The sequence below is a fragment of the Thermostichus sp. MS-CIW-30 genome, assembly GCF_054058015.1.
This window is the reverse complement of record NZ_JBSRZW010000008.1, coordinates 59,885-80,114: the sequence shown is the minus strand read 5'-3', so window position 1 is coordinate 80,114 and position 20,230 is coordinate 59,885. Positions and strand designations below refer to the sequence as shown.

The following is a 20,230-nucleotide window of genomic DNA, read 5'->3' as shown; positions in this document are numbered from 1 at the left end:
TCCGACATCGCCACCCAGACTCGCGTGGTGTTGGAGCTGAGTGACATCCTCCCGACGCTCACCCTGCGGGTACAGCGCGGGGCTTCTCGGCAGTTTAGCTAAGATAGACCAACCCGGTCTTTTGGCGGTTGCGATGCAGCTCTCTGGTGCCTTGGTTAGCGTGGCTACCCTGGACTTGCCTCGTCTACAACGCTTCTATCGGGATCTCTTGGGGATCTCTCCCCAAGTCCAGCTCCCGACAGAGGGGGATCCGGTGTACGTAGAGTTTCGTCTGCCAGGGTTGCGGCTGGGCCTCTATCGCAGCCGTCATCTCGATGGTGGTGCCCAAGCCGCAGCGGTGAGCCTCTGCCTGCAGGTGCAAGATTTACAGGGATCCCTGACAACACTGGAGGGGTTGGCGGGAGCTTATCAGATCTCCATTTCCCCTCTGCGACAAGCCTTTCATGGACAGGAGGTGGATTTTCGGGATCCCGATGGCAACCGGATTGTGCTGCACCAGCCCTCTGCTGCTTTTGAGGAAGCGACGGCCTGGGATCCCCAGGGTTAGATTCGCCAGAGATAGATGGTGTAGGTGTTGATAACATCCGATACAGTGGTGGTGGCGGTGGGGAGCCAATCTCCCATGTCGAAGGAGTGGGTGACCAGACGAGCGCCGGGCCGAAGCTGGGAGCGCAGCTTGTCTCGGATCAGCAGGTGGGAGCGGGGCAGCAAATAGCAGCTCACCACCGTCGCCGGGGTTAAGTCCAGAGTGAGCAGATCCTGCTGGAGAAAAGTAACTCGATCCTGAACTTGGGCTTCTCGGGCCCGCTGTTGGGCTTCCAGGATGCGCTCCGGGTCGATATCCACTCCCATGCCCTGTGTGCCAAAGCGCTGCGCCGCCCGGATGAGAATGCGGCCATCCCCACAGCCCAAGTCGTAGAGAGTATCCTCGCTCCCCACCTGGGCCAAATCCAGCATGGCATCGACAACCAAGGGCAAGGTGCGCACATAGGGGGCCAAGCGGATTCCCTCTGGACTTTGCGGGTTGGGCTGGCGTTGGAAGAAGGGATCCCTGCCCACCGAGTTCTGACCCAGCTTAGGTTTGAAACCGCGGGGCACCAAGGGTTGATTCCGAGAAGAGCGGTTTTCTCTGTTCATCAAATATTCTCATCAATTTCCCATCAGTCTATCAACCTGTCGCAGTACAGAGCCCCTGCCGTTCTACTGGGTGGAAAGTCACCGCCAATTGCGTCGGCTCAAGTACAGTCTACTAAGGGGTTATGGGATACACCTGTATGGTCATTTTCAACAGGAATGAAACATCTCCGTTCCATTGCTCTCTAACTCCCCTCTCCCTCTGGAGGGGCTGGGGGAAGCGGCGCGGAGCGTCTGGGCAGCGGCGGGAGTATCTCAATCGAGTCTGGAATGACTATGAACCTGCTTGTTCTAAACCTCACTGGGGTCAAGCCTCGGAAACACGATTTTTATACCCTTTTATATCCCTTAATTTGTAACGGGCTGTATCTCAAAAAATATCTTGATTCAACAACTTAGCCAGGCGTTCCAGCCCCTTTTTGACTTGGCGGGAAACGGTAACGGCACTGATCCCTAGCCGCTCTGCCGTTTCTTTTTGCGTGAGGTCATAGAAGAAGACAAATTCCAAAATCTTGCGGGTACGTTCCTCCAGCTGAGCCAAGGCATGTTGTAGGCGAATACGATCTTCTTCAGCCAGTTGAAAACTGCGGTAGCGCTGATCCGGAACGACCTCCCCCAGAGCAACACTGTCTTCCTCAGTTTGAATCGGAGCATCCAGGCTGAGCAAAAGGCTGTTTTGTTGGGCCAGCTCCAGCTCTCGCCATTCCTGCTCCGTCAGTTGCAGGGCTTCCCTCACCTCGGCCTCAGAGGGAGAACGGCCCAACTCTTGCCGCAGACGGGCAATCACCTTCTTGGCTTGTCTTTGCAGGGTCGTCCAGCGGCGTGGGATCCGCATGGTGGGGCTTTTGTCCCGCAGGTAGTGTTGAATTTCTCCGCGAATGTAGGGCAGGGCAAAGGAGCTAAAAGCCAGGCCTCGGCTGATGTCAAAGCGTTCGATAGCTTGAATCAAACCCAAACAGCCAACTTGCACCAGGTCGTCGTACCCCTCATTGCATTGGTTGCGCCAGTGGTGGGCCTCTTTGCGCACCAAGCCCAAGTTCATTTCCACCAGCCGGTTGCGCAGGGCTGGATCGCGATTCTGGTGGTACAGCCGCAACAGTTCGGCAGTTCGGGCTTTAACATCCTCACTAGATGCCATAGATCCACATGCGGCTGGGAATCCGGTCTTGGCCAAAGGCAATGGAGGGGGGGCCGCCGGTCGCCTCAGGGAGACGGAGTTCTTGGGAGAGGTCAGGCGAGGGGCCGTTATCATAGACAACCACTTTACCGATTTGCCGAAAATAACTGTAGAACAAGCACTCAAGGAACTCGAAAACCATTCAAAGGTTGAGGATCCCACCCATAACCAACACCCATCCAGTCAAGAGACGCTTTTGCCCAGCCAGACCCTGCGCAAGCAGGTGCTACAGGGCTACAGGGATGGCGTTAGAAGCACAACCGGACACTGTTGAGATTTGCCAAGAGCTGGAACGTTCTTAGTTTGACCAGGTTTCTTGACCCAAGCAACAGCATCTCCACGGAAAATGGCGGGTTTCATCGGCAAAAGAGCGCAATTTTCCCGTAAGACCCAACGAAATTGCCGGATTTCTGTTGTTGGCGTGCTCTCGTGGTTATTGGTGATTGGGTCAGGTTGGCGGTGAAACAGCCTGTGCATTCCAGCCTCTCCTCTCCTTCTGGGAGGTGAGAACGTCAAGAGGCTGTTCGTGACAGCGGCGGGGGGTTCTTGGGGGGATCCGTGCCGGCAAGGGCTGCCAAAAAGGATGCAAAACTCGGCTCCTCGCGAATGAGGTCGAAATAGGGCTCAGAGGAGAGCAAGGGGCGGTAGCGTTCCGGCTGCAGGCGTAGGGCTTGCTCCAAAGCTTGTAGGGCCTGAGGCACTTGGCCTTCCCAGGCGTAGCAGCAGGCTTTGGCGTAGTGAGCCTCGGCATTGTCGGGATCCATCTGCAGGGCCCGATCAAAACTCTGGATGGCCAGCTCGTAGAGGTTCAAGTCCATCAGAACCAGGCCGCGCTGCACCCAGATCTGAGGGCGTTTGGGATCTTGCGCCAGGGCACGGTCGTAGCTGTTGAGGGCCTCCATCGGGTTGCCGAGGCGGTGGTGGGCAAGGGCGTGGCCGACCCAGAGAGAGGCCGATTCGGAGCCCAGTTGCAGGGCTCGTTCGTAGCTGGCCAGAGCATCGACGTAGCGCTCTAGGTGAAACAGAGCCAGGCCCCGACTCTGCCAAACTTGGGCATTGACGGGGTTGATGGCGAGGGCTTTCTCGTAGCTGATTAGGGATCCCTGCCACCGCCCCAGAGAGGCTAAGGTTAGCCCGTGCAGGTACCACGTTTCCGGGCTGTCGGGGCTGAGGGCAAGGGCCCGTTCGTAGGCACGTAGGGCTTCTTCGTAGCGGCCCAATTGCCGCAGCGTGTTGGCCTGGTTAAAGCGGGCCTCAAAAAAATCCGGCTTCAGTTGCAGAGCCCGCTCATAGCTGGCCAGAGCTTCTTGATGGCGACCGAGATCGTCCAGCAGAGAACCACGGTTGTTCCAGGCTTCGGGGAAGTCCGGCTTCAGCTCCAGGGCGCGGTCGTAGCTGGCCAGGGCAGCTTGGGCTTGCCCCAGGTGGTCGAGGGTGGTGGCGCGGTTGTACCAGGCAATGGGATCCTGCGGCTGATCTCCCACCGCCTGCTCGAAGGGCTGTAGTTGAGCCGCCTGTTCCGCCGAAAGAGCCGATGGGTCAACCGCCGGGGCCGGCGAAACGGCTGTAGATTCTGGGGAGGCAGCACGCTTCTGCCGCCGCAGCCACCAGGCCCAACCCCCGGCCAAAAGCAACAGGCTCGCCCCCAGCACCAGCACGCCCACGTCGGTCGGGGCAATCACAAACGGCATGACCCACTTCCTCTTTTCTGCGCGCCTCTACATCATCACCAAAAACGGCAGGGGATCGCTGGGCCCTGCCGGCGAGATCAGCTCAATGCGCTTTTCGCCAGGGTAGGTGCTGGGATCGATCTCGAAGGTAACCGTCAGGTGCTCGGCACTGGCCTGCACCGGTTCCTTAGAGCGTCCCAAGGGATCCCCAAAGCTGACTCGGATCCCTTTACCCGCCGGGCTGACTCGGATTTCCGTCACCTGATCCAGATGGGATCCCTCTAGGGTACAGACGATTACATCCCCGACAAAGGCCTCCAGAGGCCAGCCCCGCCGCACCACCGGTTTGGACATGGTTGTCGCTCCCACAGGCTTCTGCATCTCAGTTTAATTTTTCATTTTCCCCTCCCTGCTCCAGCCCAAAACGGCTTTGGTGGCAGAGAGGCTCTCCCCCCTTGGGCCGGATCTCCTGCCACCCCTGTAGAGAAGAGGGAGTTGGGGAAAGGGCAACGGCAGGCGCTCGCAGCAACACCTGGCGGTCTGGGCCCACGCTCACCAAGCGGGGCATCTCTCCAAGGCTATCGGCCACCGCAAACAGCACCCGCTCTCGCGCCTGGGGATCCCAGCCCAGCAGCTGCGCATACCCCAGCGCCGGCGGCGGATCCCAGATTTGCACCGGTGGGATCCCTGTCGAGCCAGTGGGCAAAGGCCAGACCACCGCCCGATCCCAGCTCAAATCGGTCTGGAACCAGCCTTCGTACTCCCGCGCCAGCAAAGTGTTCCCCTGCCAGCCTAGAGGCAGGATCATGGCAAAATCCAATGCCTCAACGGGGTCGTACACCGACCCTGAGGCTTGATAGATAACCTGCAAGGCCCGAGTACGGGTGTTCTCGGCAAACAACACACTAGTCAACCGACCAGCCTGAGGCGTGGCCACCAAATCTAGCCGTGTGTACACCTGCCACTGGGGATCCGGCGCCGGCAAGGGATCGCTGCGCAACAGGCCAACCAATGTGCATTGCCGCTGCCGGGCTTGCTCCTGCAAGTCGTACACCCATTCCCAAGGGATGGGCAAAGTAGGGGGAGAGGAGACTCCAGGGGCAGCCGGCGCCATGTCCCTCGCCCAGGCAGCGCTCCCCTCCGCCCAGCCGATCCAAACAGCCACAAGGGCTCTCCCCAGTTGCCACAGCCAGTTTTGCCTGAGCCAGCCCCCCATCTGCCTCACCTTCCGTCGTGACATACTCCCGCACTCATGCTGATGCAAAGCGCTCCGCGCCGCTAGCGCGAAAAGGACATTTCCTGCGCTTGAGGACTACGTCCCGCTGACGCGAAAAGAACGGGATGCCCCACCGCCCTGTGCTTGATGTTGATGGCCGCATGGTGGTCGCGCCCTAGTTCTAGCCCACAATGGGAACAAGAATGCCACCTGTCTTGAATCGCTTTCGGTACTCTTTGACCACACCGAGAGCAGTTTTGACTGCTGCCGTTGGGGTTCACTGCAATCGCCCTCAGCCCAGCTCTTTCAGCCTTGACTGCCAGAATTCGCAGAAATTGTCCCCACCCAGCATCATAGGTAGATTTTGCTAGTCGGGTTCTAGCAACACCTTTGATATTCAGGGCTTCGTACCCAATATGTTTGCCCTTGCTTACCAGCCAGTTCGCTGTTTTGTCATGAAAATCTTTGCGCTGAGATAGTGGTTAGTGGATAGTGGTTAGTGGATAGCCACTATTCACTATCTACTGGTCACTATCCACTAGTCACTAGCCATAGGCGGTTTGACCCCTTCTTCTCGCGAGACAAGGCTCGCTGCAGTCTCTTTAACCACTTTTGGGCTCTGCGGTAATACTGGGGAACTGGAACAGACTCCCCCGCATCGGTCACCAAAAAGGAGTCTAGTCCCACGTCGATCCCCATCGTGTTCTCCAGTGTTGCAGGCTCAGGAGTAAACTCAGGGACGGACGAATCTTGCAGGCTCAAGGTCACATACCACCCGTCTGCCTTGCGGGTGATGGTAGCAGTCTTGATGACAAAACCGTCAGGCAAAGGACGGTGCTGAATTATGCGAACAGCACCGATTTTGGGCAGATGGATAAACTGCCCGCAAATGCAGTCTTGTTTCATCTGGGGGAAACTGAAGGAGCGATACCGCCCAACTCCCTTGAATCTGGGTTTCCCTGCCCGCTTGCCGTTACCGTCCCCCTTCAGCCAGCGGTCGAATGCTTTGTGCACTCGCTCTATGCAGTTCTGGAGGACTTGCAAATGGACTGCTCTGTACTCCGGAAACAGGGCTTTCGTCTTCACCAAGTCCCGTTTCTGGGAGTAGAAATCGGGCTTGTCTTTCAGCTTGGGCAAGTGACAGATTAAGGGACAAGCATTGATGTCACAGCGATTGTGTTCCCACCACGCAAAGCGCTCTGCCAAGCGATAGTTATACTGCTTCCGTAACAAGTCTAGCCATTGGTCCATCAGAGCAACTTGGCTAGAAGTAGGGCGTAAGCGATACTGGTAAGCAGTTCTCATGATGAGGGTATAAAATCCTGCTACGCCGGTCATAGCACCAGTAAGGACGAAGCATTGTGTCCTCGCCTTTCATCCCGACCCTCACCCTGGATAGTGGTGAGTGGATAGTGACCAGCCACTAGTCACTAACGGAGGGCGGGGCTTCCCGGCGGTCTAGCTAAAACCAAACCGAAAATGGAAGAAGTTTACTTACCAGAGGAGACCCTTTGCGCTTGGCTGTGGGAAGACCTGGGGCACGGCGACCTCACCACAGAGCTGACCCTACCCCCAGGACTGGAGGGTGAGGCGGTAATCCTGGCCAAGGAGACAGGGATCCTGGCCGGCCTGGAGATTGCCAAGCGGGTTTTTCGGCTGGCGGATCCCCAGGTGGAGTTCATCCCTGGAGTGGAGGAAGGGGCCAGGGTGGCTGTCCGTCAAGAGGTGGCCCACCTCAAGGGATCCCTGAAGGGCATTCTGGCGGGGGAGAGGCTGGCGCTCAATCTTCTCCAAAGGCTGTCCGGCATTGCCACCCTCACCCGCACCTATGTAGAGGCTCTCCGGGGAACCTCAACCCAGCTTCTGGACACCCGCAAGACCACTCCCGGCCTGCGCGCCCTGGAGAAGTATGCTGTACGGGTAGGGGGCGGCAAAAACCACCGCTTTGGGCTGTTCGACGGCATTTTGATCAAGGAAAACCACATCATTGCCACGCAACGCTGTTGCGACCGCGGCGCGGGAGGCGTTTTGGCAGCCGTCAAGCGGGCCAAGGAAGGTGCTCCCCACCACCTCAAGGTGGAGGTGGAGGTGCGGGATCTCCAGGAACTGGAAGAGGCTTTGGCAGCAGGAGCCGATCTCATCCTTCTGGACAACTTCACCCTGGAAGAAACCCAGGCCGCCGTCCAACGGGTGGGAGGGAGAGTTCCCCTGGAGGCCAGCGGCAACATGACCCCAGAACGGGCCAGGCAAGTGGCCGAGGCAGGCGTGAATTACGTCAGCGTCGGGGCGCTCACCCACTCGGCCAAGGCTTTGGATCTCTCTTTGCTGGTGGTGTGACCCTGAGCCAAGTCCTCGCTGGACACTGCTTTATTGCTACGCAACGCTGTTGCGACTGATGCTACTTTGAGAAGACAACCTAAGCCCAGCTCCAGCTCAACCGGGCGCCGCGAAAGGCTTCGCCGGGCATCTGGGTTGGGGGTTGCTTCTCTTGCCGGCTCAGATACCCCCCAAAGCAGAGTCGACCAACTCCAGGAGATGGGCTTTCCGTTATTGCTGCGCGCTGCTCCTGCAAACGCATTAGCGGGACAAAGTCCTCAGATCGTGTCCAGCCTCCAGAGGAACAAAACCGTTATTGCTACGCAACGCTGTCGCGACAAGAAGTCGAAAATGAAGGGAGAAACCCCATTGCTACACAACACTGCCACAATCGTCCAGGAGATTGCCCGGCTCAAACAGGAAAGGCAGGCAGTTATCCTCGCGCATTCGTATCAGCTCCCCGAAGTTCAAGAGGTGGCGGACTTTGTGGGAGACTCCTTAGGACTGGCTCGGGAGGCTCAAAAGACGAGCGCCCAGGTGATTGTCTTTGCGGGCGTGCATTTTATGGCGGAGACGGCTGCCATCCTTAACCCGGAAAAGACAGTGCTGCTGCCGGATCTGGAGGCGGGCTGTTCCTTGGCCGATAGCATTCGCCCGCAAGATGTGCTGCGGTGGAAGGCAGCCTGCCCTGAGGGCCTGGTGGTGGCCTACGTCAACACCGCTGCCGAGATCAAGGCTCTGGCAGATGTCTGCGTAACCAGCGCCAACGCAGTTCAAGTGGTGGCCAGCCTGCCCCCGGATCGCCCCATCTTCTTCGTGCCGGATATGTTTCTGGGAGCCCACGTTGCTCAAGTAACCGGAAGGGAGCTGGATCTCTTTCCGGGAGAGTGCCACGTGCATGTTGGCATCCGGGAAGAGCACCTCAAGGCGATGGTGGAAGAGCACCCTGGAGCAGAGTTCCTCATTCACCCGGAGTGCAGTTGCGGCTCTAGCTGTCTCTTCCTCAAACCGGATGCCAAGCTGCTCTCCACCGAGGGCATGGTGCGCTACGCCAAAGCTTCAGAAAGCCGCGAGTTTGTGGTGGCCACCGAGGTGGGCATTCTTCACCGGCTCAAGAAAGAAGCTCCAGACAAAACGTTCATCCCTGTCAAGGCAGAAGCCGTCTGCGAGTACATGAAGAAGATTACCTTGGAAAAGATTTACCGCTCCCTGCAGGAGATGCGCTACGTGATCCAGGTGCCCCAGGAGGTGGCTGAGAAGGCTCGCCGTTCCATCCTGGCCATGCTGGCAGTGCCCGCCGGAGCCTAGAGGTGGAGGGGAAGAACGGGGCGCCGCCCTTGTTAGAAACAGACCTGTTGATCCTGGGAGCAGGGGTGGCGGGGGTGTACGCAGCCCTGTGGGCCGAAGCCCAGGGGGCGACAACTCTGGTGGTAAGCAAGGATCCCCTTCCCTCTGGCTCTACCCCTTGGGCGCAGGGTGGGGTGGCTTTTCCTGTGGATGAGGCGGACGTAGAAGCCCATATCCAAGACACCTTGCAAGCGGGCCGCGGCCTGGTGGAAGAAAAGGTGGCTCGCTCCATTGTGGAGGAAGCACCCTTGCACCTGGAGAGACTTTTGCGCTGGGGCCTTCCTTTCCATCCCCAACCTGTCCGGGAAGGGGGCCACTCCCAAGCGCGGGTACGCCATCTGGGGGGGGATCGGAGCGGACTGTGGCTTCTGAGAGGTTTGCTGGCTCGCCTCAACAGGCTGCCTTTGCAGGGCTACACAACCCTAAGCCTTTTGCTGGCGGGGGACAGGGTAGGGGGGGCCTTGCTGCTTGGCCCTGAAGGGCCGGTGGAGGTGAGGGCCGGGGCAGTTCTCCTGGCTACGGGAGGATTTGGCAGCCTTTTCCCCGTCTCGACAGCTCCCCCGGGGGCCACCGGCGACGGAATGGTGCTGGCCTGGCGGGCAGGGGCCACTCTCAGGGATCTGGAGTTTGTGCAATTTCACCCCACGGCCTTGCCCAATGGAGCGCTGGTGAGCGAGGCAGTAAGAGGAGAAGGGGCTGTTCTCCTCAACGCCTTGGGGGAGCGTTTTATGCCTCGCTATGCGGAGCTGGGAGAGCTGGCGCCGCGGGATGTGGTAGCTCGGGCCGTTTTCTGGGAGCGGCAGCAGACAGGGGGAACCTACCTGGATCTGCGGGTCGTCGAACATCTGGAGGAGCGCTTTCCCACCGTTGTTGCCTCTGCCCGCGCCTTGGGGCTGGATCCCACGAAGGATCTGCTCCCAGTTGTTCCCGCGGCTCACTACGTGATGGGTGGGATCCGAACGGACACTTTCGGCTTCACCGGCCTGCCGGGCCTTTATGCTGCTGGGGAGGTGGCTTCCACGGGTCTGCACGGAGCCAATCGCTTGGCTTCCAACAGCCTTTTGGAAGGGCTGGTCATGGGCAAGCGGGCCGCCTTGGCTGCCTTGCAAGATTTGGGAGAGGTGAGCTTTCCCCGACAGCTGCAGAGGCTACCCGTTCTGGCGACGTCTCCCGACATCCTGCCGGCTCTCAGGCATCGAGTTGGGGAAGCTTTGGGCGTTGTGCGGGAGGGAACACGGCTGCGGGCTTTTCTGACCTTTGTCAAGGCACTTCCCCTGCAGGAAAAGCCTTGGGCCACCCGGGAAGAGGCCGAGGCAGGCAGTCTGCTTTTGCTGGCCCGTCTGATAGCTCAGGGGGCGCTGCTGCGGGAGGAAAGCCGCGGGGCCCATTTCCGCGAGGATTTTCCTCAGGAAGGGGAGCCTTTCCATACGGAGGTGCGCGGTTCAACTTTTTTCCGGAGACCTCTTGATGCTACGCATTGCTAACGGCAACAGGCATTCCACTCATGGTGAAAGACGCCCGGCCTGTCGATGCGCTCGAAGGTGTGGGCCCCGAAGAAGTCCCGCTGGGCTTGGGTGAGGTTCTGGGGCAGGTTGGCGGTACGGTAGCTGTCGTAGTAGGCCAAAGAAGCGCTGATGGCCGGGATCGGGATCCCCAGGGCAGCCGCCGTGGACACCACCCGCCGCCAGGATCCCTGCCGCTCCCGGATGGCCTGCTCGAATTCCTCATCCAAGAGCAGGTTCACCAGCTCTGGATCCCGTTTGTAGGCCGACTGGATCTCGCCCAGGAAGCGGGCGCGGATGATACAGCCCCCCTTCCAAATCCGCGGAATCTCACTGAAGGTGTAGACGTAGCCGTGGGCAACAGTGGCTCTTTTGAGCAGGGCCATCCCCTGCGCATAGGAGCAGATTTTGGAGCAGTAGAGGGCGGCGCGCAGATCTTGGATAAAGCGATCGGGATCCCCTGCAAAAGTTGCGTCGGGCCCCTTCAACTGGGCAGAGGCAGCCACCCGTTCCTCTTTCATCGACGAGAGGATGCGAGCTTGCACCGCCGCTTCAATGGTGGGCACTGGTACCCCCAGATCTAGAGCGTCCTTGACTGTCCACAAACCGGTGCCTTTTTGCCCAGCCTTATCCAGAATGAGATCCACCAAAGGCTTGCCGGTTTCCGGATCCAGGGTTTGGAAAATCTTGGCGGTAATTTCAATCAGGAAAGATTCCAGCTCCGTTTCATTCCAAGCCTGAAAAATCTCCTGCATCTGCGAGGCCGACAGCTTCAAGGCCCTGCGCATTACGTCATAGACCTCGGCGATCAGTTGCATATCGCCGTATTCGATGCCATTGTGCACCATCTTCACGTAGTGCCCGCCCCCTTTGGGCCCCAGGTAGGTGACACAGGGGCCGTCTGGCACTTGAGCGGCAATTTTGGCCAAGATGGGCTCCAGTTGTTGGTAGGCCTCTGGGCTGCAGCCGGGCATGAGGCTGGGGCCGTTCAGGGCGCCCTCTTCCCCGCCGCTCACTCCCATGCCGACAAAGTGGATCCCGGTGGGGGCGAGGGCTTCGGCACGGCGATCGGTGTCGGTGTAGAGGGAGTTGCCGCCGTCGATGATGATATCCCCCGGATCCAGCAGGGGTTTAAGCTCGTCAATCACCGCGTCTACCGGCGCACCCGCCTTGACCATGATCAAGAATTTGCGGGGCCGCTCCATCAGTTGCACCAATTCCGGCAGGCTGTAGGCGGGGGTGATCCGTTTGCCTTGGGCTCGCTCCCGCATGAACTGGTCGGTTTTGGAGCTGGTGCGGTTGTAGACGGCAACCGGGAAGCCATTGCGCTCGACGTTGAGGGCCAGGTTTTCCCCCATCACCGCTAGGCCAATCACCGCAAAGCTGGGCTTGCTCATGGTTGGGGCACTATCGACACCTCACCCAATCTAGAGGCCAATCTGACCGACGGGGCTCAGGGATCCTGTTTTCTTCACCTTTGCCGGCCCTGATTCAAGGGCAGCCCAAACTCTCACGGGTGGTTACGCCGGTTATCGGGTGGGATCCCTCAGCTTGCTCACACAACTGCCGCTTTGCCGCCCGATCCACATAGGCTTCGCTGAAATCGGCGCCGGCAATCTGCGCTCCTTGCCAAACCGCCCGTGCGGCAATGGCTCCCGTGAGCTTGGCCCCTCTGAGAGCCTATCCGAATACCTCGTCGTCACGTCACGACGGATGAAATCCATCACCGGATGCAAGCCGATGGAGTCGAGGCACGGCACCGTCGTGCCCCGACGGGTGCACCCCGACGAGTGGTGAATGGGATGGGCGCATGATCAACAACCCCCATTGTCCATCGATGCATCCCGTGCTCGTCGTATCATCGGGGAGGGCAGTGCGCGAACCGCCCCTCCGCTATCGGCAGATATGGGTGCGTTGCGTCGTCAAGCCACCCATGCATAGTCTTGATCAGTGATCACCGTTGGGGGCAATGGGCACCACGGTGGTTATTCGGTCGTCGTTACCCCCAGCATCGCTTCGTTCCAATCACCGCACGGGGAAGAGACGAGATTCGCTGACCTTCATCTTCCACACCAGGATGTTTCGGATAGGCTCTTAGAGATTCTCTGCCCGATACCCAAAAACCTCATCCAGCCAATCAAAGACTACTTGCTGCATCAGGCCCAGATTATTGATCTGGCAGTGAGCATCTGCACCGTCGGCGGCAACGAAGACGCGAAAGGCTTTAGGGCATCGGAGAGCGTTGTAAAACTCGCGAGCCTGCATCATTTGTGCTTCTGACTCTCCTTCGCCAACCATACACAATACCGGACATGTAATCTCTTCTATCCTTTCAACTCGTGCTTGTCGCGCCATTTCTAACGCTTCAGAAATTGTGCTTACTCCGGCTTGCCAGCAGAACTTCTCTAATGCAATACCGGGCAGGGGGTTTCTAAGACCTGCCAGCCTGGTAAGGGTGTTCCTGAAAAAACCGGGAGTTTTGAGGAGTACCGACGGAATTTCGGCCATGACAAGTTGGTAAATATCTATGATGGGAGCACTGGCTATGCAGGCTTTGATACGTTTCTCAAATGGAAGAGCGCGGGATACCATGTAGCCACCACCACTGATGCCAAATAAAGCCAACCGTTCGGCGTCGACCTCTGATCGCGTGAGGATATGATCGACGACAGCCTTGATAGGGAGTTCAGAATCGACCCGGAAGAATAAACCATCGAAGGGTGTACTTCCCTGACCGGGCAAATCTATCAGAAGAACGTGATACCTCCGGCGGACTCCTGCCGGGCCTATCCAGAAATAGAGTTCTTCGGCGCATGTTTCACCACCGCCTATCAGGATCAACGTTGGTGCTTTCCGATTCTCATTATGCCCGCACAGAAAGTAACCCGGCAGAACTTTGCCCGCGAACGGGATCTGGATCGGTTCGATAGGCGGCTTGCATTGAGCGGCTGCTTGCCGAAAACACCATTGTGCTTTTTGCCATCCCTCTCGCAGTCGTTGATCTTGCGGGCGAACGAAGATGGCTGCCATCTGATGATAGGTAAAGGCGCGCAGGTAGGCTTCACGTGCACTAACCCGATGCCCGTTTGCCAGTGCCTGTGTCGCCTGCGATTCGACGCGACGGGCCATTTCTGACCAGGCCTTGTACCAGCTTTCGGGATCACCATCTTTAATTTGGGAAGCAGTGTAGAAGCACTCGCCAAGTGCCGAACCACCTTCGTTTTGGTGAGCAAGAATCCAGGCAAAATAGAAATCCATATCGTCATTCCGAAACCGGATTCGCTGTTTGCTTCGCTGCCATAGTTTCTCTTTATTCATAACTGTTTATCCTTGAATTGGAAGAATCTTTCGCGGACTAACGGATTGTGCTGCCCTTGAATGGCGAAGGTGGTGGAGTGAGGCTAGGTGTAAGCCTGTATTAGCCGATTTTCCCCTTGCCCACTGAGAACTGGGATCATTGCGTTGCAGCAGAGACAGCCGTTATCCGCCGTAGGTTACATTCCGCTCGGTGGTGCGAAATTGCAGGATCGTCAGCCCCACCACAATGAGAAACAGGACGATGGATTGCGCGGCAGCCCTACCCAAATTGCCTGAAGACACTCCGATTTTGTAGATCTCGTAGATCAACACCGAGGTGGATCCGGAAGGGCCCCCAGCAGTCAGCAAGTCAATGGTGCCAAAGATATCGAAAAACGCATAGGTCATGTTGGTAATCACCAAAAAGAAGGTGATGGGAGAAAGCAGCGGTAGGGTGATGGCAAAAAAGCGACGCACTGCCCCGGCCCCGTCGATGGCAGCCGCTTCCAGCAAATCCTTGGGCAGGTTTTGCAGGCCGGCAAGGTAAAACAAAATGTTGTAGCCCATCTGCTTCCAAACGCTAGCAAAGATCACCACCCAAGGGGCCAAGTTGGGATCGCTGAGCCAGTTTAAACGGGGGATCCCCACCAGGCCCAGCAAATGGTTGGCCACCCCTCCCAAGGGGTTGAACATGATAAAGAAGATGATCCCGGCCACCGCCGGAGAGATGGCGTAGGGCCAGATCAGCAACACCCGATAAATCGCCGCCCCCCGAATCGGCTGATAGGCCAGCGTGGCAATCAACAGGGATCCGCTCAACCCCAGCACCACGATGGCCGCCGAAATGGCAAAGGTAATCCCCAGGCTGCGCAGATAGGTGGAATCCGTCAGCAAAGCGGTAAAGTTATCCACACAGACGAAGCGGCTGCGCGGCGCCCCCACAAACGTGAGCAGGGTGGAAAGGCGGAAGGTATCCAGCCCTGGGTAGTAGAGAAACACCACCAAGATCGTGAAGGTGGGCAACAAGAGCAGCCACGCCAGCCACCACTGCTTAAAGATGCCCCTCTCCTGAACAGCTGGGCCGGGGATCCCCAGGCGGCGCTCCTGCTCCTTCTGCGTCCACGCCAACAGCGGCCAGAGGGGAATGGCCATGCCCGCCAGCACCAGCCCCACGCCAAAGGCCATGTCGATGGCCTTGCGCTCCGGCTCAAAAGTGCAAAAATCCAGGGGCGCCATAAAAATCAGGGATCCCAGCCCTCCTGCTAGGCCCCCCAGCACTGCCCCCACCGGCACAGGCCACTCGATGCGTCGAAAACGGAGCCCTATCCAGAGGGATCCCAGCAACCCTGCCAACAGCGGCACCAACACTTGGACGAATCCCAACATGCCTCTCACCTCGGCTGTGCTCTTCACAAGAGCCTTATCAAAGCCCGGAAAGGGGCAGGCCGCCGCCCACCCCCATCCCTCAATAACACCCCTGGCCCATCGACACTGGGGCTACTGGTAAAGGGAGTTGTACTCGGCCAGAAGGCGGTTGGCCTCCTGGTTGGCCTTGGCCATGGCCTGGGCTGGATCCCCGCCTTTAAGCATCAGATCTTCCATGGTTTGGGTTACCACGTTGCGAATTTCGGGGAAAGCCCCCAGCAGCGCCCCCCGAGTGGCAGGGGTCACCTTGGAATTGTTGATTTGGTCGCTGGCGGTGAAGAAGTTGGGGTTTTCCTTGAACCAGCCCTTCGACTCCAGCAAGGCTACCGAGCTTTTCCGAATGGGCAAGTAGCCGGTCACTTGGTGCCACTCGGCAGCATTTTCGGTGTTATTGAGCCACAGCATGAAGGTCAGCGCCCCCTCTTCCACCTCCTTGGGCAGATCCTTCACCAGCCAGAGGCTGGCTCCCCCGATCAAGTTCCCCGTCCAACCCTTGTCGGCGTTGTAGGGCATGCGGGTGGTGACCAGCTCGATGTTGTTTTGCTTGGCAGCGTTGGTGATGTTGGCGGCATCGGCGCTGCTGGTGATGGCCATGGCGACGGTACCGGTCTGGATGGCCTGCTCGGTGGCTGCCCAATCCCGCTGCTTGCCGCTGTAGATGTAGTAGCCTTTGTCATACATCCCTTTCCACCAGGTGGCGATGGCAATTGACGGCTCCGAGTCCAAAAAGACCTGGGTGGCACGGGCGGCACGGCCATTGTCGTTGTTGGCCAAGAGGGCATTCTGCTGGGCCATCCACTGCTCGTAGAACCAGCCGTGATTGGGCCAGGTCACACAGCCCTGGGGAGCGTCGGGGAGGGCCATGATCTTTTGACAAGCAGCCTCCAGCTCTTGCCAGGTGGCCGGCGGCTTTTCGATCCCAGCCTTCTTCAAGATGGCCGTGTTGGAGTAGAGAATGGGGCTGGAGCTGTTCCAGGGCATGGAGGTAAATTTGCCATCCAGGGTGTAGTAGCTCACCACCGGCTCGATAAAATCGTCGAAATTCACTGGGATCCCGTTCACTTCGGTGCGATTGCCCAGAGCCTCGGCAATGGACTTGAAGTAACCAAAATCCCGTGCCCGCTGGGTGCCCACCTCAAACCATTGCACCACCGAAGGAGCAGCATTTTGTTGAATGGCCAGGTCGGTGGCTTGCTGAATTTCTTCATAGTTGCCGTAGCCTTCGACCGTAACTTTGTATTGAGGAAATTGTTTGTTGAACTCTGCCGCTTTTTCGCGGGCCCAATCCAGGCGGTTGTCGGTAAAGGCAATCCAAACTTTGACTTCGGCAGGAGACTGAGCAAAGCTGTCGGCAGCCAGAAGAGCAGCAGCAGACGCAGCCACCAGGCCAGCCGCAACAGCCAGGAAAGTACGACGGGTGTTCATAGAAAAATGCAGTCGCATTCGCTAAAGGCACCTCTGAGATTACAGCACCGACATTAAGAGCAGGTTATGTCTGGCGGGATCCCTCTAGGAAGTGAACCTTCAGGCCAAAGTCAGAGTCAGACAGGGTAAAGGCTGAGCCTGGGTTATGATCGACAACCTCTCTAGGGGTCTGGAAAAATGAGAATGAAGATGAAAAATGCAAGCTTTTGCCTGTTGTTGGCTATTGCCCTCCTGATGGCGCTTGCTCCCTTTGCGCAGGCTCGCCCCCGTCAACGCACTCGCACAGCCACCACGCCAACGGCTGGATCCCTGACCCCGAGCGGTGAGCGCACCTTCACTCACTCCGGCACCTACACTGGCACCGGGCCAAGTGGCAGATCGGGTAGTGGCACCTATTCCGGCCAGGGATCCCGGCAATTCATTCCCGGTCAGGGGGTGGAAGGAGACTATTCCGGCCAAGTCACTACCCAACAAGGTCAGACCTGGAACCTGAACCATCAGCACACCACTACTCACACACATGAGGGTTGGCAACGGCAGGGCAGCACCACCCTGCAAAACGCCGAGGGCAAGACGGTGGGCAGCAGCTCGAGCCTTATCGAGGGCCAAGCGGGGCAAGGCTGGCAGCACAGCGGCCAATTCAACAATGCTCGCGGCCAAACCTACACCACCGAGTCGAGCAGCACACCGACCGGGCCAGGACACTGGCAGCGGGAAACTCGCGTCTTCAATGCCCAAGGGGATCTGCTCGGTGGCTCTGATACCGATGTGCAGTACCGATTTGTACCAGGGCAAGGCTGGGTGAAAACAGTAGAAGGCAATACCCTGAAAGGTCAACCGATCCGCCGCACCACCACAGTCGGCCCCAATCCGTGAAGGATTTGCAGGGATCCCCTCCTCAGCTTGGCTTGGCATGCCGCCGCAGCGCCTGGATCCCCGCGGCCAGGGCAAAGAGCGCGATCAGCAGCAAGGTACTTAGGGCCGCCGCTTGCTGGGTATAGCCCCCTTGTTGCAAGCCAAAGATGAGCCACCCAAAGGTCTCCGAGCGGGAGGTCACCAAGAGGGCGGAGAGGGTCAGCTCGGCAAAAGATTGCAGAAATACCAGCAACACTGCCGCCGTCAGGGCTGGCGCCAGCAGCGGCACCAAGATGTGGCGAAAGGTTTGCAGCAGGGAGGCCCCGTCAATACTGGCTGCCTCCTCAAGGCTGGTATCCAAGCTGCGCCACGCCGCTTGCAGGGGCTGCAGTGCCAGGGCCGAGAACCGCCCCAGGTAGGCCATCAGGATCAGCCATAGGGTGCCGTAGAGGCTCAGCCCCGGCAGGGGAGGAGGCAACCACACCAAGATGAGAGACAAAGCAAAAATCAGGCCCGGCAGGGCATAGGGCAAGTCCACGATGAAGCTGAGCAGGGCCAACAGCGGCACCTTCAAGCGGGTCAGGGCATAGCCCAAGATCGTCCCTATCCCGCTGCAGAGCAGTGCCGCTCCTCCCGCCAAGCCCAAACTGTGCAGCGTGGCGCGGCGGGCCCGCTCCAGATCAAAAAGAACCATGCGGAAATGCTCCAGGGTTAGGTTAGACCAGGTCAGGGGCAGGCCATAGGCCCGCAGCAGGGCAGTCGCAGCCATGGCCAGCAAGGGCCCAAGAACGACCAGCAGAGCTGCGGCGAAAAGGATCCCGCTGAGCAGCCAACCCAGCCAGCCCAGGCGATAGGGATCCGGAGGCGCCTCGCCGGGATCCAACCCCTCCTGACTCCGCTGGGGCCAGCTCAAGAAGAAGAGGGCCGGCAGGCCAAAGAGCAACGCCAGCGCCGCACTGCGCCCAAACCCATCGCCGCTGAAGTTGATCACCTCCTGGTACAGCAGAGTGGGCAAGGTCAGGTAGCGCCCCGGGATCCCCAGCAAGGCTGGGATCCCGAAATTGCCCCAGGCCCCCAGGAACGCCAGTGCTGCTGCTGCCGCCACAGAGGGCCGTAACAGAGGCAGCGTGACGTAGAGCCAAACCTGCAGCAGGTTTGCCCCATCCAGTTGGGCCGCCTCCTGAGCCTGCTTGGAGAGCCGGCTCAGGCCCGCCACCAGCGTCAGATAGGCAATCGGCAGCACAAAAAGAGCCAGCAACAGGATGATCCCCGCCGGTGTGTAGAGGCTCCACAGGGATCCCTGCTTTCCCAAAATCCAGCGCAGCCCCTGCTGCAGATAGCCCACCGGCCCAGCCCACTGGATCCAGGCCAAGGCCAAAACCTGGGGCGGAATCACCAGAGGAGACAAAAAGAGCAGCCGTAGGATCCCGCGGCCCGGCAGATCCGTCTGGGTGGTGAGCACCGCCAGCAGCAGAGCGGCCCCAAGAGCCAGCGCCGCTGAGGCCGCGGACACCCAAAGGCTATGGCGTAGCGCCAGATGGACGCGAGGCGTTTCCAGCAACCAGCGGATGTTCTCACCTTCGCCGCCCAAGGCCCGCTGCAGCAGCCTCCAGAGGGGATAGACGTGGGTCAGAGTCACAAGGGCGGCTACAGCCACCAGCCAGGGGATAATGGGGTGCCTCAACCCTTTGCTCAAGTCCTTCCACCGCAAGACTTGGCCAGCGTCTGGCCAGCTTGATGTCAACCTATTCCCCAAACAACTTGGCAAAGCGAGCCTTGTCGGCCTCGCGGCTCTCGGCCAACTCCGTCGCCGGCACGCTTAAGATCTTCAGCTCGCTCAAGGCGGGGAACCCTTTCGGAGGTGTGACATCCTGCCGCAGTGGCATATAGCCCATCCCTGCAGCAACCTCCTGCCCCTTCTGAGACAGCAAGAAGTCCACAAAAGCCTGGGCAGCTTCCAGGTTGGGCGTTCCTTTTACAATTCCCACCGGCTCTGTAATCAATGGCACACCCTCCTTGGGATAGACCACCTCCACTGGGGATCCCTCGTTGCGGCTGCGAATGGCGAGAAAGTCCACCACCATGCCGTAGCTTTGTTCGCCACTGGCGACGTTGCGAGCCACAGCGCCATTGCCTTGCACCAGCACTGCCTTGTTCTTTTTCAGGGCTTCGTACCACTCCCAGCCCAAGCCGGGGGTGCGGGTGATAACCCCCAAGTTGTAGGCGGCGGCGCCCGAATAGGTAGGGCTGGGCATCACCAGTTGGCCTTCAGGAACCTGGGCCAGGGCTGCCCAGCTATCGATGGGCTGGGCTTTGGCCGTGTTGTAAACGATCACCGTGGCCAAGATCTTGGTGCCGAAGTAGTGGCAGTCTGGGTCGTAGTAGGTGGCAGCGATGGCTTTGGCCTCAGGGCTGCAGTAGGACTCCAGCAAATTGCGGGCTTTCAGCAGCTCAAAGGTGGGCGCATCGGCCACCAACAACACATCTGCCTGGGGGCTGCCCTTTTCTGCTTCTAAAAGAAAGCGGCTGATCACCTCCTCGGTGCCGGAGCGAAAGATCTCCACCGAAACCTCTGGATAAACTTCCCGAAATGCAGCAACAGTTTTCTGAGCATCTGCATCGGGTTGGGAGGTGTACAAACGCAACGTCCCGGAAGGCTTAGCCCAGGCTGAGCTCAAGGATCCCCACGCAAAAGGCTGGGCAAAAGCCACGCTGCAAAGCACCGCCAACAAAGATAGAGGACGCACGGTGATTCTCCTAACCATTCCAAAATCGGTTTTTGCATTTACTCTCACTTTACTGCCGATCTGGCACAAATGAGAGCATTGCCCAAATTCACCGGAGAATAAGCCTGTATTGCAGCTTT

General features: G+C 58.8%; 17 protein-coding genes and 2 pseudogenes. 5 read left to right on the top strand and 14 right to left on the bottom strand.

Going from position 1 to position 20,230, the window contains the following annotated elements:
* The first annotated feature begins 133 nt into the window (after positions 1 to 133).
* Positions 134 to 547, top strand: coding sequence for a VOC family protein (locus ACVWXW_RS05390; RefSeq protein WP_457403086.1), 414 nt, complete (start codon positions 134 to 136; stop codon positions 545 to 547).
* Here the strand turns inward: ACVWXW_RS05390 and ACVWXW_RS05385 are convergent.
* From ACVWXW_RS05385 to ACVWXW_RS05355, 7 genes and pseudogenes are all read right to left on the bottom strand, one after another.
* A complete protein-coding gene (locus ACVWXW_RS05385) occupies positions 544 to 1,137 on the bottom strand; it encodes an SAM-dependent methyltransferase (RefSeq protein ID WP_457403085.1) in 594 nt (197 codons plus the stop codon). The genes ACVWXW_RS05390 and ACVWXW_RS05385 overlap by 4 nt on opposite strands.
* A gap of 367 nt (positions 1,138 to 1,504) precedes the next feature.
* Entirely contained in the window at positions 1,505 to 2,272 is a 768-nt protein-coding gene (locus tag ACVWXW_RS05380) for an RNA polymerase sigma factor SigF (protein WP_041436760.1), read from the bottom strand.
* Entirely contained in the window at positions 2,262 to 2,396 is a 135-nt protein-coding gene (locus ACVWXW_RS05375) for a hypothetical protein (RefSeq protein ID WP_255344540.1), read from the bottom strand. Before ACVWXW_RS05375 ends, ACVWXW_RS05380 begins: the two co-directional genes overlap by 11 nt.
* A gap of 427 nt (positions 2,397 to 2,823) precedes the next feature.
* Positions 2,824 to 4,002, bottom strand: a complete 1,179-nt coding sequence (locus ACVWXW_RS05370) for a tetratricopeptide repeat protein (RefSeq protein ID WP_457403084.1) — start codon at positions 4,000 to 4,002, stop codon at positions 2,824 to 2,826.
* A 27-nt stretch (positions 4,003 to 4,029) separates the two neighbouring features.
* The gene (locus ACVWXW_RS05365; RefSeq protein ID WP_414413414.1) at positions 4,030 to 4,335 is read right to left on the bottom strand and encodes a hypothetical protein; all 306 of its coding nucleotides are present in this window, start codon (positions 4,333 to 4,335) and stop codon (positions 4,030 to 4,032) included.
* A 28-nt stretch (positions 4,336 to 4,363) separates the two neighbouring features.
* On the bottom strand, positions 4,364 to 5,221 hold the full coding sequence (locus ACVWXW_RS05360) for a hypothetical protein (protein WP_414349815.1): 858 nt from the start codon (positions 5,219 to 5,221) through the stop codon (positions 4,364 to 4,366).
* Between the two features lie 38 nt (positions 5,222 to 5,259).
* Positions 5,260 to 6,502: pseudogene (locus ACVWXW_RS05355) on the bottom strand (RNA-guided endonuclease InsQ/TnpB family protein).
* Between the two features lie 174 nt (positions 6,503 to 6,676).
* Between ACVWXW_RS05355 and nadC the strand changes: the two are divergent.
* From nadC to ACVWXW_RS05340, 3 genes are all read left to right on the top strand, one after another.
* Positions 6,677 to 7,534 (top strand): carboxylating nicotinate-nucleotide diphosphorylase, encoded by an 858-nt coding sequence (gene nadC, locus ACVWXW_RS05350; protein ID WP_011434043.1) that lies wholly within the window; start codon positions 6,677 to 6,679, stop codon positions 7,532 to 7,534.
* Between the two features lie 198 nt (positions 7,535 to 7,732).
* Positions 7,733 to 8,821, top strand: coding sequence for a quinolinate synthase NadA (gene nadA / locus ACVWXW_RS05345; protein ID WP_414342299.1), 1,089 nt, complete (start codon positions 7,733 to 7,735; stop codon positions 8,819 to 8,821).
* Positions 8,822 to 8,850: 29 nt separating this feature from the next.
* Complete coding sequence (locus tag ACVWXW_RS05340) at positions 8,851 to 10,344, top strand: L-aspartate oxidase (protein ID WP_457403083.1); 1,494 nt, start codon at positions 8,851 to 8,853, stop codon at positions 10,342 to 10,344.
* Here the strand turns inward: ACVWXW_RS05340 and gndA are convergent.
* The 5 genes and pseudogenes from gndA to ACVWXW_RS05315 form a co-directional block, all read right to left on the bottom strand.
* Positions 10,341 to 11,759, bottom strand: coding sequence for an NADP-dependent phosphogluconate dehydrogenase (gndA, locus tag ACVWXW_RS05335; protein WP_457403082.1), 1,419 nt, complete (start codon positions 11,757 to 11,759; stop codon positions 10,341 to 10,343). The genes ACVWXW_RS05340 and gndA overlap by 4 nt on opposite strands.
* 94 nt (positions 11,760 to 11,853) lie before the next feature.
* A pseudogene (locus ACVWXW_RS05330) lies at positions 11,854 to 12,027 on the bottom strand (pentapeptide repeat-containing protein); the annotation flags it as partial.
* 429 nt (positions 12,028 to 12,456) lie between these two features.
* Positions 12,457 to 13,680 carry an alpha/beta hydrolase family protein gene (locus ACVWXW_RS05325; RefSeq protein ID WP_457387885.1) on the bottom strand — a complete coding sequence of 408 codons (1,224 nt, stop codon included), beginning with the start codon at positions 13,678 to 13,680 and terminating at the stop codon, positions 12,457 to 12,459.
* A gap of 162 nt (positions 13,681 to 13,842) precedes the next feature.
* Entirely contained in the window at positions 13,843 to 15,045 is a 1,203-nt protein-coding gene (locus ACVWXW_RS05320; protein ID WP_457384170.1) for a carbohydrate ABC transporter permease, read from the bottom strand.
* Positions 15,046 to 15,156: 111 nt separating this feature from the next.
* Positions 15,157 to 16,509: an ABC transporter substrate-binding protein gene (locus tag ACVWXW_RS05315; protein WP_414342295.1), complete on the bottom strand. Its 1,353-nt coding sequence runs from the start codon at positions 16,507 to 16,509 to the stop codon at positions 15,157 to 15,159.
* A gap of 189 nt (positions 16,510 to 16,698) precedes the next feature.
* On the opposite strand from ACVWXW_RS05315, the gene ACVWXW_RS05310 reads away from it, so the two are divergent.
* A complete protein-coding gene (locus tag ACVWXW_RS05310) occupies positions 16,699 to 17,385 on the top strand; it encodes a hypothetical protein (RefSeq protein ID WP_457403081.1) in 687 nt (228 codons plus the stop codon).
* A 22-nt stretch (positions 17,386 to 17,407) separates the two neighbouring features.
* On the opposite strand, the gene ACVWXW_RS05305 is transcribed toward ACVWXW_RS05310, so the two are convergent.
* Positions 17,408 to 19,048, bottom strand: a complete 1,641-nt coding sequence (locus tag ACVWXW_RS05305) for an ABC transporter permease (protein ID WP_414342291.1) — start codon at positions 19,046 to 19,048, stop codon at positions 17,408 to 17,410.
* Between the two features lie 61 nt (positions 19,049 to 19,109).
* Positions 19,110 to 20,111: an ABC transporter substrate-binding protein gene (locus tag ACVWXW_RS05300; protein ID WP_414357554.1), complete on the bottom strand. Its 1,002-nt coding sequence runs from the start codon at positions 20,109 to 20,111 to the stop codon at positions 19,110 to 19,112.
* Positions 20,112 to 20,230 lie beyond the last annotated feature (119 nt).

Bases quoted from the DNA above. Each gene is read 5' to 3' on its own strand.
- ACVWXW_RS05390 (WP_457403086.1), top strand. From the start codon at position 134: ATGCAGCTCTCTGGTGCCTTGGTTAGCGTGGCTACCCTGGACTTGCCT.
- ACVWXW_RS05385 (WP_457403085.1), bottom strand. From the start codon at position 1,137: ATGAACAGAGAAAACCGCTCTTCTCGGAATCAACCCTTGGTGCCCCGC.
- ACVWXW_RS05380 (WP_041436760.1), bottom strand. From the start codon at position 2,272: ATGGCATCTAGTGAGGATGTTAAAGCCCGAACTGCCGAACTGTTGCGG.
- ACVWXW_RS05370 (WP_457403084.1), bottom strand. From the start codon at position 4,002: ATGCCGTTTGTGATTGCCCCGACCGACGTGGGCGTGCTGGTGCTGGGG.
- ACVWXW_RS05365 (WP_414413414.1), bottom strand. From the start codon at position 4,335: ATGTCCAAACCGGTGGTGCGGCGGGGCTGGCCTCTGGAGGCCTTTGTC.
- ACVWXW_RS05360 (WP_414349815.1), bottom strand. From the start codon at position 5,221: ATGTCACGACGGAAGGTGAGGCAGATGGGGGGCTGGCTCAGGCAAAAC.
- nadC (WP_011434043.1), top strand. From the start codon at position 6,677: ATGGAAGAAGTTTACTTACCAGAGGAGACCCTTTGCGCTTGGCTGTGG.
- nadA (WP_414342299.1), top strand. From the start codon at position 7,733: ATGGGCTTTCCGTTATTGCTGCGCGCTGCTCCTGCAAACGCATTAGCG.
- gndA (WP_457403082.1), bottom strand. From the start codon at position 11,759: ATGAGCAAGCCCAGCTTTGCGGTGATTGGCCTAGCGGTGATGGGGGAA.
- ACVWXW_RS05325 (WP_457387885.1), bottom strand. From the start codon at position 13,680: ATGAATAAAGAGAAACTATGGCAGCGAAGCAAACAGCGAATCCGGTTT.
- ACVWXW_RS05320 (WP_457384170.1), bottom strand. From the start codon at position 15,045: ATGTTGGGATTCGTCCAAGTGTTGGTGCCGCTGTTGGCAGGGTTGCTG.
- ACVWXW_RS05315 (WP_414342295.1), bottom strand. From the start codon at position 16,509: ATGAACACCCGTCGTACTTTCCTGGCTGTTGCGGCTGGCCTGGTGGCT.
- ACVWXW_RS05310 (WP_457403081.1), top strand. From the start codon at position 16,699: ATGAAAAATGCAAGCTTTTGCCTGTTGTTGGCTATTGCCCTCCTGATG.